Annotated in this window: 12 protein-coding genes; 6 read left to right on the top strand and 6 right to left on the bottom strand. The window is 61.8% G+C overall.

The window, feature by feature from the left end:
- The first annotated feature begins 54 nt into the window (after positions 1–54).
- The 5 genes from JOH52_RS20610 to JOH52_RS20590 all read left to right on the top strand — a co-directional run bounded on the left by JOH52_RS20610 (position 55) and on the right by JOH52_RS20590 (position 6,307).
- Positions 55–1,569, top strand: a complete 1,515-nt coding sequence (locus JOH52_RS20610; protein ID WP_107010491.1) for a sugar ABC transporter ATP-binding protein — start codon at positions 55–57, stop codon at positions 1,567–1,569.
- Positions 1,566–2,561 carry an ABC transporter permease gene (locus JOH52_RS20605; protein WP_014530286.1) on the top strand — a complete coding sequence of 332 codons (996 nt, stop codon included), beginning with the start codon at positions 1,566–1,568 and terminating at the stop codon, positions 2,559–2,561. The genes JOH52_RS20610 and JOH52_RS20605 overlap by 4 nt, the downstream gene beginning before the upstream one ends.
- Before the next feature lie 177 nt (positions 2,562–2,738).
- Complete coding sequence (locus JOH52_RS20600; RefSeq protein ID WP_013850519.1) at positions 2,739–3,758, top strand: galactitol-1-phosphate 5-dehydrogenase; 1,020 nt, start codon at positions 2,739–2,741, stop codon at positions 3,756–3,758.
- A gap of 42 nt (positions 3,759–3,800) precedes the next feature.
- Positions 3,801–5,330 carry an FGGY-family carbohydrate kinase gene (locus JOH52_RS20595; protein ID WP_014530287.1) on the top strand — a complete coding sequence of 510 codons (1,530 nt, stop codon included), beginning with the start codon at positions 3,801–3,803 and terminating at the stop codon, positions 5,328–5,330.
- Positions 5,327–6,307, top strand: coding sequence for a sugar-binding transcriptional regulator (locus JOH52_RS20590; protein WP_010975976.1), 981 nt, complete (start codon positions 5,327–5,329; stop codon positions 6,305–6,307). The genes JOH52_RS20595 and JOH52_RS20590 overlap by 4 nt, the downstream gene beginning before the upstream one ends.
- Before the next feature lie 245 nt (positions 6,308–6,552).
- On the opposite strand, the gene JOH52_RS20585 is transcribed toward JOH52_RS20590, so the two are convergent.
- The 4 genes from JOH52_RS20585 to JOH52_RS20570 form a co-directional block, all read right to left on the bottom strand.
- The gene (locus tag JOH52_RS20585) at positions 6,553–7,689 is read right to left on the bottom strand and encodes an alpha-hydroxy acid oxidase (RefSeq protein WP_013850521.1); all 1,137 of its coding nucleotides are present in this window, start codon (positions 7,687–7,689) and stop codon (positions 6,553–6,555) included.
- 114 nt (positions 7,690–7,803) lie between these two features.
- Complete coding sequence (gene guaD, locus JOH52_RS20580; RefSeq protein WP_013850522.1) at positions 7,804–9,120, bottom strand: guanine deaminase; 1,317 nt, start codon at positions 9,118–9,120, stop codon at positions 7,804–7,806.
- Positions 9,117–10,349, bottom strand: coding sequence for a urate hydroxylase PuuD (locus tag JOH52_RS20575; RefSeq protein ID WP_013850523.1), 1,233 nt, complete (start codon positions 10,347–10,349; stop codon positions 9,117–9,119). Before JOH52_RS20575 ends, guaD begins: the two co-directional genes overlap by 4 nt.
- Before the next feature lie 88 nt (positions 10,350–10,437).
- Positions 10,438–11,337: a LysR substrate-binding domain-containing protein gene (locus JOH52_RS20570; protein ID WP_010975972.1), complete on the bottom strand. Its 900-nt coding sequence runs from the start codon at positions 11,335–11,337 to the stop codon at positions 10,438–10,440.
- Positions 11,338–11,487: 150 nt separating this feature from the next.
- Here JOH52_RS20570 and JOH52_RS20565 point away from each other — a divergent pair, with 150 nt between their 5' ends.
- Complete coding sequence (locus tag JOH52_RS20565; RefSeq protein WP_017264260.1) at positions 11,488–11,643, top strand: hypothetical protein; 156 nt, start codon at positions 11,488–11,490, stop codon at positions 11,641–11,643.
- A gap of 266 nt (positions 11,644–11,909) precedes the next feature.
- Here the strand turns inward: JOH52_RS20565 and xdhB are convergent, their stop codons facing one another.
- Positions 11,910–14,243, bottom strand: a complete 2,334-nt coding sequence (gene xdhB, locus JOH52_RS20560; protein WP_014530290.1) for a xanthine dehydrogenase molybdopterin binding subunit — start codon at positions 14,241–14,243, stop codon at positions 11,910–11,912.
- Positions 14,244–14,453: 210 nt separating this feature from the next.
- A complete protein-coding gene (gene xdhA, locus JOH52_RS20555) occupies positions 14,454–15,941 on the bottom strand; it encodes a xanthine dehydrogenase small subunit (RefSeq protein WP_014530291.1) in 1,488 nt (495 codons plus the stop codon).
- Positions 15,942–15,952: the final 11 nt, after the last annotated feature.

Below are 15,952 nucleotides of genomic sequence, written 5' to 3'. Positions count from 1 at the left end.
GGACTGGACAACGGGGCTCCTGCCTCGTTGTCTGCAGCCATTGTTAGGAGGGCCATGGTGACCGAACTTGCCAATCTGAAATCAATCTCCAAGTCCTTCGGGGGCATTCACGCGCTTCGGTCCGTGAATTTCGACGTGTGGCCGGGGGAGGTTCATGCCCTTCTCGGCGAGAACGGTGCTGGAAAATCCACCCTTATGCGCGTTCTGGGCGGCGAGATTATCCCCAGCCAGGGAGAGGTCGTCATTAATGGAAAGCGGACCGAGCTTCGCGATCCTCGAGACGCACGCGCACTTGGCATCGTCGTGATCCACCAGGAGCTTGCCCTTGCCCCTGATCTCAGCGTGGCAGAAAACATTTTTCTTGGAGAGCTACCGACCCTTATTTCCCGATTCAGCCTGCGAAGACGTGCAAAACAGCTGATCGACCGTCTGGGTTTCGATATCGATCCCGGGCGCCTTGTCGGCACCCTGTCCGTCGCCCACCAGCAGGTGGTCGAGATCGCCAAGGCGCTTTCGCAGGACATCAAGATCATCGTCTTCGACGAACCGACCGCAGTGCTCGGTGCTCAGGATGCGATGAAACTGCACCAGATCATCCGGGGCCTGCGCGATCGTGGAGTCGGCATCGTCTATATTTCGCATCGCCTCGATGAAGTGTTCGATATCGCGGATCGAATGACAGTAATGAAGGATGGGGAGACGGTCGGAACAGTCGCGACGACGGACGTCAAGATCGACGATATCATTCGCATGATGGTCGGCCGGCCAATCGCCAACATGTTCCCGGAGCGCTCGCAGCGCACCATCGGCGCCGAACTGCTCAACGTGAAAAAACTCAATGCGGACCGGATGGTTCGCGATGTCAGCTTTTCTGTCCGCGCCGGCGAGATCGTCGGGCTTGGAGGCCTGATCGGATCAGGCCGCACGGAAGTCGCACGCGCGATTTTCGGCGCTGATCCGCTGGACAGCGGCACGATCAGCCTCAAAGGGAAGGCCCTCAAACTCAAATCGCCCAGAGACGCGGTGAAGGCCGGTATCGGGCTCGTCCCGGAAGACCGCAAGGAGCACGGCGTCGTCATCGACAAGCCGATCCGCGTCAATGCAACGATGGCCAGGATGTCGTCGGTCGTGAATGCCTTGGGCTTCCTCAAGCCAGCCTTGGAGCGCACCGACGTCACCGCACTTGGCAAGAGCTTGCGGCTCAAGGCTTCCAGTATCGATGCACCGGTTTCCAGTCTGTCGGGCGGCAATCAGCAGAAGGTCGTGCTGGCGAAATGGTTTCACGCCGGTGGCGACGTTATCATTCTGGACGAACCCACACGCGGCGTCGATGTCGGCGCGAAGGCCGAGATCTATGCTCTGATCAACAAGCTCGCCGAAGACGGCAAGGCAGTTCTGGTGATTTCCTCAGAACATCAGGAACTCTTTGGTCTTTGCGATCGCGTTCTGGCAATGGGCCAGGGGCAGATCCGAGGCGAACTGACACCCAGCAACTACTCGGAAGAAAATCTGCTTGGCCTGTCGATGATGGGCGGAGCCAGAGCGAGCAACCAAGGCAGCCAGGTATGACCCACACAACAGACACAGTGACGCCGCCGGAACAGAAGGGTTTTGTCGACTATCACTCCATCGTTCAGCGTTTCGGGACCCTGGCCATCTTTCTCGTGCTCGTCGCCGTAGCGACCTGGTGGTCGGACAGTTTTCTCACTCGCGGCAACCTCCTCAACGTATTGCGGCAGGTTGCCTCGACAGCCGGCATCATGGCCGTCGGCATGCTGTTCGTCATCCTGACGCGCGGCATTGACCTTTCGGTTGGATCGGTCATGGCCCTGGGTTCCGTACTCACGGGCTACTTCTGCGCGATGTTAGGCTATGGCACCGGGGCGACCATTTTTCTTGTCTTGTTGTGCGGCGCTGCCTGCGGCCTGGTAACGGGCGGTTTCATCGCGTATCTCAGGCTGCCGTCCTTTGTCATGTCGCTTGCCATGATGGCAGTCGCGCGCGGCCTTTCCCTCATCATTTCCGAGGGGCGACCAATTCCGCTCAGCGATGCGGGCGCAGCTTTCAGCAGTTTCGGTTCCGGCTTCGTGCTGGGCATTCCCCAACCAGTCATTTTGATGTTCGCAATCTATATCGCCGGCGGTGTCGTCCTCAACTTCACCCGGTTCGGACGCGTCATTACGGCAATCGGTTCCAACGAGGAGGCTGTCCGACTCTCCGGTATCGCCGTCCCGCGCTATATCGTCGCCGTCTATGTGATCTCCGGTTTGCTCGCCGGTTTGGCAGGTATCATCGCCGCGAGCCGCACAGGCGTCGGCTCTGCTCAGGTCGGCATCGGGGCCGAACTCAATGTGATCGCCGCCGTCGTCATCGGTGGGGCGAGCCTGATGGGCGGGAAGGGCGGCGTCATCAACACGCTGCTTGGCGCTTTGGTCATGGGAATTATCACCAACATCATGAACCTTGCAGGCGTGCCCGGCTATCACCAGCAGGTTTATATGGGAGCGATCATCGTCGTTGCCATGCTGTTGCAGTACAGCACCGGCTCTCTGAAGCGATGAAATCATTCTCCGGCAGATAACGACGTAACAGTTACAGAGCCCAGCTTAATGAGACGGGCGGCATGAAGGCCGCCCTTCGACCGGTCCACGTCGCGAAAATTCCCGCATGTGATTAATTGTCACGACAGCTGTCCTAGCAAAGGTAACCAAATGACGCAGATGCTAACAGGAGACGCCATGCGAGCCATCGTGCTCCACGCCCCGGGCGATATACGGCTTGAAAAGCGGCCAAAGCCGGTGGCCGGCCCCGGAGAGGTCCTGCTGCGCGTCGCATCCGTCGGCGTGTGTGGGTCGGATCTGCCCCGCATGCTGGTCAAGGGCGCATGGAAGATGCCTCTCATCACAGGCCACGAGTTTTCCGGCCATATCCATGCGCTCGGTGAAAACGTCGAAGGCTGGGAAATCGGCGAGCTGACCGCTATTGCGCCGCTGATGCCGTGCAATCAATGCATAGAATGCAAGACAGGCAATTTTTCCCGATGCCGCGACTATGATTACTTCGGTAGCCGCCGCGACGGCGCTTATGCGGAATTTGTCGCCGTCCCCGTCGAAAATCTCATCAAGACACCGCAGCACGTCGATCCCAGGGCTATCGCCATGACCGACCCTGCCTCGATCGCTCTCCATGCCATCTGGAAGGCCGGCGGTATAACGGCCGGCCAGACCGGGGCCGTCGTCGGGTGCGGCCCGATCGGTCTGTTCGCGATCCAGTGGATGCGCATCATGGGGGCCTCGAGAGTGATCGCCGTCGATGTCACGGAAGAGAAACTCGCCTTGGCGCGTCAGGCGGGCGCCGATCTATGCATCCTGTCTGCCGATTTTGCCGACAACAAGGAACGAGCCGATCTTGTGATCGAGGCCGTCGGTATCGATTCGACGATCAACGCTGCCGTCATGCTGGCTGCGCCGGGCGGACATGTCACGTTTATCGGGATACCTGTCCCCGATGTGAAGCTGTCGAACGCGACGTTCCAGAGATTCCTGCGTCAGGAAGTTTCACTGCACGGCTCGTGGAACAGTTTCGGTGCGCCTTTTCCCGGCCCGCAGTGGACGACAACCGTCCAAAAATTCGCGACCGGGGAACTGAAGTGGGAATTCATGATCTCGCATGATCTCGACCTTGCCGAACTGCCTGGTATCTTTCAGCGCTTCGCGGCGAAGGACCTGCACTTCTCAAAAGTGCTGTTCCGCCCCTGATCGTTCGGGAGACGGTGGGGCAAACAGGGAGGCAAGTTAGGGATGGTCGCAGTTCTCAGTCTGGATTTTGGAACCGGCGGCGCGAGGGCAGCGATCTTCGACACGCAGACGAACCACATCGTTGCGCGTGGCGAGGCGACTTACAGAACGCAGCATCTTCCGCCCAACCGCGCCGAGCAGAATCCTGAAGACTGGATGACCGCGCTCGTCTCGCTCGTCCCCGATGTCGTTGCAAAGGCCGGTTCGCCCGATATCGCTGCGGTTTGTGTAGCGACCTTCGCCTCGACGGTTGTACTCTGCGACCGGTCTGGCAAGCCGATTGCCCCTGCCGTCCTCTGGATGGACGCACGCGCGGCCGACGAAGCCGCGTTCACTGAAACCGTGGACCACCCCATTCTCGCAGACAGCGGTGGTTCGGATGCGGTCGAGTGGCTGGTCCCGAAAGCCATGTGGTTCGCGCGCCGAAAGCCGGACCTCTGGGCGCGCACGGAAGTCATTTGCGAGGCTCTGGATTTCGTCAATCACAGGTTAACCGGTGTATGGGCCGGCTCTCTGATGAATGCCACATGCAAGTGGAACTACGATAGCCGGAACCGCAAATTCTGCGAGGATCTCTATGCTCTGCTCGGCGTGCCGGACCTTGGTGCCAAGCTTCCGCAGCGAATTGTGGACATCGGGGACGTCGTCGCTCCCATGCTTCCCGAGATGGCACGTACGCTTGGCATTCCGGGTAATCCTGTCGTGGTGCAGGGTGGCATAGACGCGCATATGGGAACATTCGGTGCCGACGCGGTGACGCCAGGCTCCATGCTGTTCATCGGCGGGACATCGAATGTCCACCTCACGCAGGTACCGGATGACGGGCGTAATATCCGCGGGGTCTGGGGTCCTTACCCCAACGCCTTGACGCCCGGCTTGCGAATGATCGAGGGCGGCCAGGTCTCGGCTGGTTCCATTCTTCAGTGGCTGAGCAACACCATCTTCGGGCTTGATGATGCCGGCTTCCGATCACTTTGCGCGGCCGCTGACGCAATCGAGCCGGATTCCACCGGGCTCCTGGCGCTGGATTATTGGATGGGCAACCGTACACCCTACCGGGATGCACGGCTGCGGGGCGCCTTTTTGGGTTTGTCGCTGTCTCACGACCGGGCCAGCATCTACCGTGCTACTGTGACTGCGGTCGCACTCGGGGCGGCGAATGTCGTCTTCGATCTGGAAAAGCAAGGGGTGGCGATCGACCGGATCGTCATGTCTGGCGGCATCATGAAAAACCGTCTCTGGCTCGAAGCAACCATCGATGCAATAGGTAAGCCCGTGGAGCTTGCGCTCGATGACAACCTTTCGCTGCATGGCGGCGCCGTCGCCTGTACGGTGGCGCTTGGACTGTTTCCAGACCTGACGACCGCGGCGCATGCGTTGCGCGCGCCTGTCGTGAAAAGAACGCCTGATTTCAATCGTCACAGACAATATCTCGCTATGTTTGCCGACTACCGCGAAGCAACGGATGTCCTGACGCCCGTCTTCCATAGGCTTTCCGGTAACGTCGAAAGCACACGGACGGAGAGAGTATGAAAGACGAAAGCGAACGCGTCAGCAATCGCCTGCCGATGGACGAAAGCCGCGAGCACCTGATGGTCAAGGTTGCGCGCATGACCTACCAACAGGAACTGAATCAGTCGGAAATCGCTGCTGAGACCGGGTTGAACCGCTGGCAGGTTAGCCGTCTCCTGCAGGAGGCGCGCGACCTCGGCATCGTGCGCATCGAAATCATTCCACGCTCGCCGCGCCGCCCCGACCTGGAAACCGCCTTGCAACAAACCTTCAACCTGAACGATTCCGTCGTGGTTTCCAGCGACGGCGAACAGGCGCAGAGTTTGGACACCGTCGCTCAAGCCGCCGGCCAGTACATTGCTTCTATCAAATCCAATGGCGCAACCGTGGGCGTTTCCTGGGGGCGTACGATGGGCGCCGTTGCCCATTGGCTTCCGCTTCAATGGAGCGATGGCGGCGAGGTCGTACAGATCAATGGAACGGTCGCACCCATTTCCGGCGTCACGTATCATAACGATGTCGCCGGGATCTTCGCACGCAAGGCAGGTGCCCGCCTTGTGCCGCTGCCAGTGCCGGCAATTGTCGGCCAGCGCGTCACCCGTGAGGTGCTCGAACGCGACCGGATCGTCGCCGATGTTCTGACCAAGGCGCGCTCGGCACAAATTCTCATTTTTTCTTGCGGAAGCCTGAGCGAAGAATCGGTCCTTGTCCGCTCGGGCAACATTTTGAGGGACGAACTGGCGACGCTTCTTTCAAAAGGTGCGGTGGGCGATGTCCTTGGCCGTTTCATCGATGTCAATGGCGAGATCGTCGACGCGGAATTGGATGCCCGCACGATCGGCCTTTCGCTTTCCGATCTGAAGACGAGTGGAAAGGCTATCGGCATCGCGGCCGGTAGCGAAAAATTCAACGTCGTCCTTGGCGTGCTTCGCGCCGGCCTGGTCAATGTCCTCGTCACCGACGAGGCAACAGCGACATTCGCATTGGAGCACGCATGAGTGTCGACCATTCTCAAGGCTCTCTGCCCAATATCGCCCGTAACCGGCTACCGCGCTCGGACCCGAGATTTTCGAGGGTCACGCCATCGACCGGCCCCGGGTGAAGGGGGCTCCGGCTTCGCCGAGGTCAAGGCAGGTGACATAGGCTCTCTGATGATGTTGCCCGTTTGCTGAACGTGCGGTTCTGCTCTAAGTCTTTGAAGCTACGCACTTCCGATGGAAAACCGCTACACGCTTCCTGCCTGCTACTCGGCGATGATGTCGCGGCCGACCTCGGTGATGCGGCGTTTGCCGCAGAGCGCCATGGTCGTGTCCATCTCCTTGCGGATGATGTCGAGCGCGAGTGTCACGCCTTCCTTGCCGAGCGCGCCGAGGCCGTAGAGGAAGGGGCGGCCGATATAGGTGCCTTTCGCACCGAGCGCGATCGCCTTCAGGACGTCCTGGCCGGAACGAATGCCGCCGTCGAGGTGTACCTCGATCTGGTCGCCGACGGCCTCAACGATGCGCGGCAGCATGCTGATCGAGGAATGCGCGCCGTCGAGCTGGCGGCCGCCGTGGTTCGAGACGATGATTGCGTCGGCGCCGGTCTTCGCCGCCATTTTTGCGTCTTCCGGATCGAGAATGCCCTTGAGGATCAGCGGACCGCCCCAGCGCTCCTTGATCCACTCGACGTCCTTCCAGGAAAGCTGCGGGTCGAACTGCTCGTTCGTCCAGGCCTGAAGCGAGGAGAGGTCGGCGACGCTCTTGGCGTGGCCGACGATGTTGCGGAAGGTGCGGCGGTTGGTGCCGAGCATCTTCATGCACCAGCCGGGCCGCGTCGCCATCATCCAGAGGTGTTTCGGCGTCAGTCGCGGCGGCGCGGACAGGCCGTTGCGAAGGTCCTTATGGCGCTGGCCGAGGATCTGCAGGTCGAGCGTCAGGACGAGCGCGGAACACTTCGCGGCCTTGGCCCGGTCGATCAGATCGAGCACGAACTGGCGCTCGCGCATGACATAGAGCTGGAACCAAAACGGCTTCGTCGTCACCGAGGCGACGTCCTCGATCGAGCAGATGCTCATGGTCGAGAGCGTGAACGGGACGCCGAACGCCTCGGCCGCCTGAGCCGCCAGCATCTCGCCGTCGGCATGCTGCATGCCCGTCAGGCCGGTGGGGGCGAGCGCGACCGGCATCGAGACCTTCTGTCCGATCATCGTCGTTTCGAGCGACCGGTCGGACATGTCGACCAGCACCCGCTGGCGCAGCTTGATCCCGGCGAAATCCTCCTCGTTGGCGCGGTAGGTTCCCTCCGTCCATGCGCCGCTGTCCGCATAATCGAAGAAAAGCTTCGGCACGCGCCGTCTGGCCAGGGCCTTCAGGTCCCGTATTTCGAGAATCTGCGTCATGGATCGGCCTCATCGAGTGAATGACAGCCGAGCCCTTATCATGATTTCGGAGGGCTTGTAATAGTTGCAGAAAGCGAGAGGTCAAAAAATCTTACCTCTCGTTTTCATCTCTGCTCAGGTTGCGCCAAGGGTTGATTTGCAGGGCTTGCCGGCGACGTAGGTCTCGACGACGGCGCGGTCGTCGCCCATCGTCTGCAGGAGAAAGAGTTCGTCGGCCAGCGAATTGACCACTTCGGCTCTGAGCGCCATTGCAGGCGTTGCCGCCATGTCGAGTACCGCAATGTCCGCATCGGTGCCGGGCTCCAGCGTGCCGATACGGTCGGCGAGAGATAGCGCCTCGGCATTGCCGCGGGTCATCATGTAGAAGCTGTCGAAGGGGTTCAGCCTTTCGCCCTGCAACTGCAGGATCTTGTAGGCCTCGTCGAGCGTCTTCAGCATCGAGTAGCTGGTGCCGCCGCCGATGTCCGAGGCGACGGAAACGCGCACCGGTTTTTGCCGGCGCTTGAGCGCCCGCAGGGGAAAAAGGCCGGAGCCGAGGAAGAGATTGGACGTCGGGCAGAAGACGGCGACCGAGCCGGTCTCGCTCATCGCATCCGCCTCGCGCTCGGAGAGGTGGATGCAATGTCCGAACAGGCTTTTCGGCCCCAGCAGCCCGTAGCGGGCGTAGACGTCGGTATAGTCGGTCGCCTCCGGATAGAGTTCCGAGGTGTAGGCGATTTCGTCACGGTTCTCGGAGAGATGCGTCTGCACATGCAGGTCGGGAAATTCGCCGACGAGAGATTTCGCGACCTCCATCTGCTCCGGCGTGGAAGTGATGGCGAAACGGGGGGTGATAGCCACATGGTTGCGGCCTTTGCCGTGCCAGTCGGCGATGAGGGCGCGGGTCTCGTCATAGCTCATCTCCGGCGTGTCGAGCAGGCCCTGCGGCGCATTGCGGTCCATCATCACCTTGCCTGCGACCATGCACATGCCGCGCTTCAGGCTCTCGGCGAAGAAGGCGTCGGCGGAGGTCTTGTGCACCGAACAGTAGGCCGTCGCCGTCGTCGTGCCGTGGCGGATCATCTCGTCGAAGAAATGGCGGGCGATCCGCTCCGCATGCGCCGTCTCGACGAAACGGCATTCCTCGGGAAAGGTGTAGGTGTTCAGCCATTCGAGCAGATCGGCCGCGTAGGAGGCCATCACCTGCATCTGCGGAAAATGCAGATGCGTGTCGATGAGGCCCGGCACGATCAGGTGCGGGCGGTGGTCGATCTCGGGGACCTCCTCAGGCGCTGCCGCCTTGACCGCTGCATAGGAGCCGGATGCCTTGATCACCCCGTTCTCGACGAGAAGCGCGCCGTCGCTTTCGTAGGCATAGGCAGCACTGTCGTCGATACCTTGAGGTTCGCGATGGAAGCTCAGCAGGCGGCCGCGAATGAGGGTGGATGTCATCGTGTCTCCCCGACGGCGCTTTCGAACCAGGCCGTCACCAGCCTGCGCTCTTCCGCCGTCATGTCGCTTATGTTGCCGGGCGGCATGGCATGGCTGCGCCCCGCCTGGATATAGATTTCCCGCGCGCGGGCAGCAATCTCGGCGTCGCTTTCGAGCGTGACGCCGTTCGGAGCCCGCACAATTCCTTCATAGGCCGGCTCGGCCGCGTGGCACATGCTGCAGCGGGTCGAGATCGTCTCCTTGATTGCGGGAAAATGCGCGTTTTCGGCAAAGCGCCGGAAGGCCGGTGCCGTGTCGGCCCGTTCTTCTCCCGTCAGTATTTTCGGCGCGGTCGAGAGCCACATGATCAGGATGAACAGAAGCGTGGTGACAAGCCAGGTCCAGGTGGGCCTGCCCTTGCGCGCATGCGTGGTGTTGAACCAATGACGGATCGTAACGCCCATCAGGAAGACGAGCGCTGCGATGATCCAGTTGAAAGCCGTCGCGAAGGCGAGCGGATAATGGTTTGAGAGCATGAAGAAGATGACGGGCAGCGTCAGGTAGTTGTTGTGCAGCGAGCGCTGCTTCGCCTGGGCGCCGAGTCTTGGATCCGGCATGCGGCCGGCGATCAGGTCGGCGACGACGATCTTCTGGTTGGGGATGATGATCAGGAAGACGTTGGCCGACATGATCGTGGCGGTGAAGGCGCCGAGATGCAGGAAGGCGGCGCGGCCGGTGAAGACCTGGGTATAACCCCAGGCCATGGCGACCAGTACCAGATAGAGCAGTGCCATCAGTCCCCAGGCGCTTTTCCCGATCGGTGACTTGCAGAGAAGGTCATAGAGGACCCAGCCGAGACCGAGCGAGGCAAGCGAGATCAGGATCGCGGTCGTCGCCGAAATGTCCAGGACATGCCGGTCTATGAGAAAGAGGTCGGCGCCGCCATAATAGACGATGCAGAGCATGGCGAAGCCCGAGAGCCAGGTCGCGTAGGACTCCCACTTGAACCAGGTGAGGTGCTCCGGCATGGCGGCTGGCGCCACCAGATATTTCTGGATGTGATAGAAACCCCCGCCATGGACCTGCCATTCCTCGCCATAGGTGCCCGGGGGCAGCTGGTCGCGCTTTACGAGACCGAGATCGAGCGCGATGAAATAGAAGGACGAGCCGATCCAGGCGATGGCGGTGACGACATGCAGCCAGCGTACGGCGAAGGCCAGCCATTCCCAGGCAATGGCGAATTCATACATTCGGGTCCCCTCTTTCTCTCCGTTGACGCAGCTTGCGAGAAAAAGCCGAAACGGGAAAGGGGCGTTCTCGGCAATCCACGCTACAGGCTTAGGCGCCGCAATCCTGATTGAACTCTGAAAGAATCCAGTCGCGAAAATTGCGGATCTTCGGGACGTTGCGTCGAGCATGCGGATAGACCAGCCAATAGTCGTGGCCATCGCTGCCGCGCAAATCGAAGGGTTGATAAAGCCGACCGAGCGCGACGTCATCGGTATAGAATTGAGGAGTGAGGATCGCAACGCCTTGCCCGGCGATTGCGGCGCCTGCCTCGAAGGACTGGGCGCCGAGCCGTGTCGGAACCCGGCCGTCGAGGTCCGCGTCGCGGACGCCGGCAGCGCGAAACCACAGCGGCCACCAGCGGTCTTGAGGGTCGATGATGCGGAGCTTCAGGAGGTCCCGCGGTTCATTCACGCCGCCGATCGTCGAGGCGAGCGCGGGACTGAGCATTGGCGTAAATTCTACTTTCATCAGTCGATGGCTGACGAGACCCGGCCAAACGCCCAACCCGGACCGGATTGCCACGTCCACTGCCTCTATGCTGAAATCGATCATTGCATCATTCGCCGACAGCCGGACGGCCATGTTGGGCTGAGCGAGTTGGAACGTGCCGATATGGCGGGCGAGCCATTGCGAGGCGAAGGTCGCGGTCGAACTGATGAGCAGGGTGGACGCTGCATCGCCGCGCGCGGAGGCGACCGCCTCCTGCATCAGTTCGAAGGCTTCCGTCACCTTCGGCGCCAGACGTTGGCCGACTTCGGTCAGTGCAATCTGGCGGGGACGCCTCAGGAACAGCGGCTCGCCGACGCTCTCTTCGATGAGTTTGATCTGGTAGCTGACGGCCGTCTGGGTCATGCCGAGCTCGTTGCCGGCCTTGGTGAAGCTGCCGAGCCGGGCTGCGGCTTCGAAGACCCTCAGCGCATTCAGCGGGAACTGCTTCGACATCTTCATGGATAAGTTCTCTTGATGCATACAGACGGATGTTCGATTGGAATCCGAGCATCTATCGGGGCATGCTGCAAGTCAACTTCACCGCTTGCCAAGGGTGCTCAGATGTCTTGCGATACATTGGAATATACTGAAAGAAAACCGATTCTCCCAGTGAACGGGATCATCCGGTTTGCCGCTTCGGCGCTGCGCCGCATAAGAGGCCGGAGCTTAAGCCTCGACCTTGAATCCACATCCGAATACATGAAAAAGGACTTGGGGTTACTCGACGGCCGCATGGCCCGGCAGGACGACGACATGCTGCGGTAGAGAGGCTGTTCATTCGAGCCGTTCGCTACAGTTCAAGGCCTATTGAGATTCGGGATACCCGCCGTGGCTTGTTTGATCTCCTCATCCCTGTGCTCGTCACAGGGATCCAGCCAGACCAAGTCCTTGGGCTAAAAGAACTCCTCCCGCGCCGCAGACGCAGCGCTGCTCTCATCTTCGTGACGAGCACAGAGATGAGAGTGAGGAGAGATTGCCGTCCTCAACGGGCTCTTGCCCGGATGCGGGCGGAAAACCGCTCACACTTTTCCTCATCCAGCTCTAAGCCGTTCCACCGCCATCAGGACACGTTCGGGCGTTGCCGGGGTATCGAGCCGGGGGCACTCGCGATAGCCGGCGACGCTGGCGACGGCCATCGACAGGGCCTCGACCACCGAAATCGGCAGCATGAGGGGCGGCTCTCCCACGGCCTTCGATCTGCCGATCGTCTCTTCGGCGTTTTCCGACCATTCGGCCAGGCGCACGTTGAAGATCTTCGGCCGATCCGAGGCAAGGGGTATCTTGTAGGTCGAGGGCGCATGCGTCCTCAGGCGCCCCTTCTCATCCCACCAGAGCTCTTCCGTCGTGAGCCAGCCCATGCCCTGAACGAAGCCGCCCTCGATCTGGCCGAGATCGATCGCCGGGTTGAGGGAACGGCCGACGTCGTGCAGCACGTCGACGCGATCGACCAGGTATTCGCCTGTCAGCGTATCGATCGAGACCTCGGAAACGGCCGCGCCATAGGCAAAGTAGTAGAAGGGCGTGCCGCGGCCGGCCGCCCGGTCCCAGTGGATGCCAGGCGTTGCATAGAAGCCGGCGGCGGAGAGCTGGACACGTGCACCGTAGGCCTCCTGCACGAACTGCGCAAAGGGAACGAGCTCGTCGCCGATACGGACATGATTGGCCACGAAGGTGACGTTTTCGGCCGTCGTCTGCCAACGCTCGGCCGCAAAGGCGACGAGCCGCTCCTTGATCTGACGCGCGGCATCGAAGGCGGCCATGCCGTTGAGGTCGGAGCCGGAGGAGGCGGCTGTCGCAGACGTATTCGGCACCTTGCCGGTCGTCGTCGCGGTTATTTTCACCCGGTCGATGTCGATCTGGAAACTGTCTGCAAGGACCTGCGCCACTTTCGTATAGACGCCCTGGCCCATCTCGGTGCCGCCGTGGTTGAGGTGAACCGAGCCGTCCGTGTAGATGTGGACGAGGGCGCCGGCCTGGTTCAGATGTGTGAGGGTGAAGGAGATGCCGAATTTCACCGGCGTCAATGCAATCCCCTTGCGGATAACCCGGCTCGATCTGTTGAATTCGATAATCGCCGCCCGGCGCGCCTGATAATCGGCGCTCGCTTCCAGCTCATCGACGATCCGGCGGATGATGTTGTCTTCGATCTTCTGGTGATAGGGCGTGACGTTGCGGCCGGAATGCGGGTCGCCATAGAAGTTCAGCTTGCGGATTTCGAGCGGGTCCTTCCCGAGCGCGTAAGCGATCTCCTCGATGATCCGCTCGCCGCCGAGCATGCCCTGCGGCCCGCCGAAGCCGCGAAAGGCGGTGTTGGAAACCGTATTGGTCTTAAGCGGTTGCGAGGTGAGCTTCACATGCGGATAGAAGTAGGCATTGTCCGCATGGAAAAGGGCGCGGTCGGTGACCGGGCCGGAGAGATCGGCGGAGAAACCGCATCGCGCGGCATAATTCGCCTGGACCGCCCGGATGCGTCCCTCCTCGTCGAAGCCGACATCGTAATTTACCAGGAAATCGTGCCGCTTGCCGGTGGCGATCATGTCGTCGTCCCGGTCCGGGCGGAACTTGACGGCGCGGCGAAGCTTGCGCGCGGCGACGGCGGCGAGTGCCGCAAACTGGTTGCCCTGCGTTTCCTTGCCGCCGAAGCCGCCGCCCATGCGGCGGACATTCACCGTGATGGCGTTGGAGGGAACGCCGAGCACCTGCGCGACCATACGCTGGACTTCGCTCGGATGCTGCGTCGATACCCAGACGGTCATTTCGTCATCCTCGCCGGGAATCGCGAGCGCGATATGGCCTTCCAGATAGAAGTGCTCCTGGCCACCGATTCGCATGTGCCCCTGGATGCGGCGGGGCGCCCGCTCGAGCTCGCCTTCGGCGTCGCCGCGCTCGAGTGTCAGCGGCGGGGTCACCAGCTCGCCGCCGGTTGCCACAGCATCGACGACATCGATCGCCGGCAGGAAGTCACGATAGGTTATCCTGGCGAGCCGCGCGGCGCGGCGGGCGACGTCGCGCGTTTCGGCGATGACCGCGAAGGCCGGCTGGCCATGGAACTCCACGCGCCCGTCGGCAAGCACCGGCTCGTCGTGCAGATGGGTGGGGCTGATGTCGTTGGAATGCGGCATGTCCCTTGCCGTGAGCACGCAGACGACGCCGGGCACTGCGGCGACGGCGGCGAGGTCCATCTCCAGGATTTCCGCATGCGCCCGGTTCGTGAGGCCGAGCGCGCCATGCAGGGTGCCGGCGGGTTCCGGCATGTCATCGATATAATCGGCGGTACCCGCCACATGCTTGTGGGCGCTGTCGTGACGGAGCGGTGCGTGCATCGGTCCGGTGATGGTGCTGACTTCGAGGGTGGATTTATCCATGCCGGGGCCTCCTGACGAAGGATGAGGAGCCCCTCATCCGCCTGCCGGCACCTTTTCCCTGCAGGCGGGGCGAAGGGATAAGCGGTGCGCGCTCGTCCTCTCTGCGAGCCCGTTCGTCGACTGGGAGGAAGGAAGCGGCGTACTCGTCCCCTCTCCCCGCAATCCAACCGGTCAGGGGCAATTCCCATCCGCCAATATCGCGACAGGCGCTCATGCCACTTCCTCGAACCGCTGCAACCGGACCGTCTCTCCGATGCTCTCGAGGAAGAAGCGCATCAGCAGGTTTTTTGCCGCAAGCATGCGATAGGCACCGGTGGCCCGCCAGTCGGTGATCGGCTGATAGTCGGTCTCGAAGGCGGTCTGCGCAGTACGGACCGTCTCCTCCGTCCAGGGCTGACCGATCAGCGCTGCTTCAACGGTCTTCGCCCGCCTCGGAGTTGCCGCCATACCGCCGAAGGCTATCCGTGCGGTTTTCACCCGGTCGCCGTCGAGCGAGATGCGGAAGGCGCCAAGCAGGGCGGAAATGTCCTCGTCGCGGCGCTTCGAGATCTTGTAGGCGGCAAAGCGCTCGTCCGCGGGCAGAGCCGGGACGAAGAGGCTCTCGACGAATTCACCGGGCCTGCGATCCTGCTTGCCATAGGCGATGAAGAAGTCCTCGAGCGGCAGCGTCCGCTGGCCGTCCTTCGAGCGCAGGGTAACCGTCGCGCCGAGAACGATCAGGGGCGGCGGGCTGTCGCCGATCGGAGAGCCATTGGCGATATTGCCGCCGATCGTGCCCATGTTGCGCACCTGGTCGCCGCCGATGCGGTCGAGCAGCCGGCCGAATGACGGATAGGCTGAAGACAGGGCCTCGTGCGCCGCCGTATAGCTCACGCCTGCACCGATCGTCAGGCCGGCTGTCGAGCTTTCGATCCGCTGCAGTTCGGCAATGCCATTGATGAAGACCACCGGATTGAGCGAGCGCATCTGCTTCGTCACCCAGAGCCCGACATCGGTGCAGCCGGCGACGATCGTCGCGCCTGGATGATCAGCGAGAACACCCGCCAGGTCCGCAGCGTCGACGGGTACGATCAGACAGTCAGCGCCGCTGCAGACAACGATCGTCTCCGTCTGCCCCATCGCATGAAGGCGCGCCGTAACCGCTTCCCGCGTGCGGGTGACCGGGTCGAAGAGAGCGGCCGGGCGCTCCGCGGCCGCAGCCTCCGCCGCGCGCACGATCGGTTCGTAGCCGGTGCAGCGACAGAGATTGCCCTGCAGCGCCTTTTCTATCGCCGCGCGGCTCGGTTTTTCATCGGCAAGCCAGAGCCCGTAAAGCGACATCACGATCCCCGGAGTGCAGAAGCCGCATTGGGAGCCGTGAAAATCCACCAGTGCCTGCTGCACCGGATGCAATGTGCCGTCTGCTGCAGCCAGGTGCTCGACCGTCACCACATGCGTGGCATTCAGCGAGCCTGTGAAGCGGATGCAGGCGTTGACGCTTTCATAGACGAGTTTTTTCGCTCCGCTGGCATCCTCGGCGAGCCGGCCCACGAGCACCGTGCAGGCGCCGCAGTCGCCTTCCGCGCAGCCTTCCTTGGTGCCGGTGAGGCGGCGCTCCAGCCTCAGGAAATCGAGCAGCGTCGACGTCGGCGCGACGTCGGAAAGGACGATCTCGGAGTCGTTCAGGATGAAGCGGATGCTGTCGGATGCCTGTGCCATGCCACTTCCTT

Origin of the sequence: Sinorhizobium meliloti (genome assembly GCF_017876815.1) — a bacterium.
GTDB lineage: Bacteria > Pseudomonadota > Alphaproteobacteria > Rhizobiales > Rhizobiaceae > Sinorhizobium > Sinorhizobium meliloti.
The sequence above is the reverse complement of the archived record's forward strand: the minus strand, read 5'-3'. Positions and strand labels throughout refer to the sequence as shown.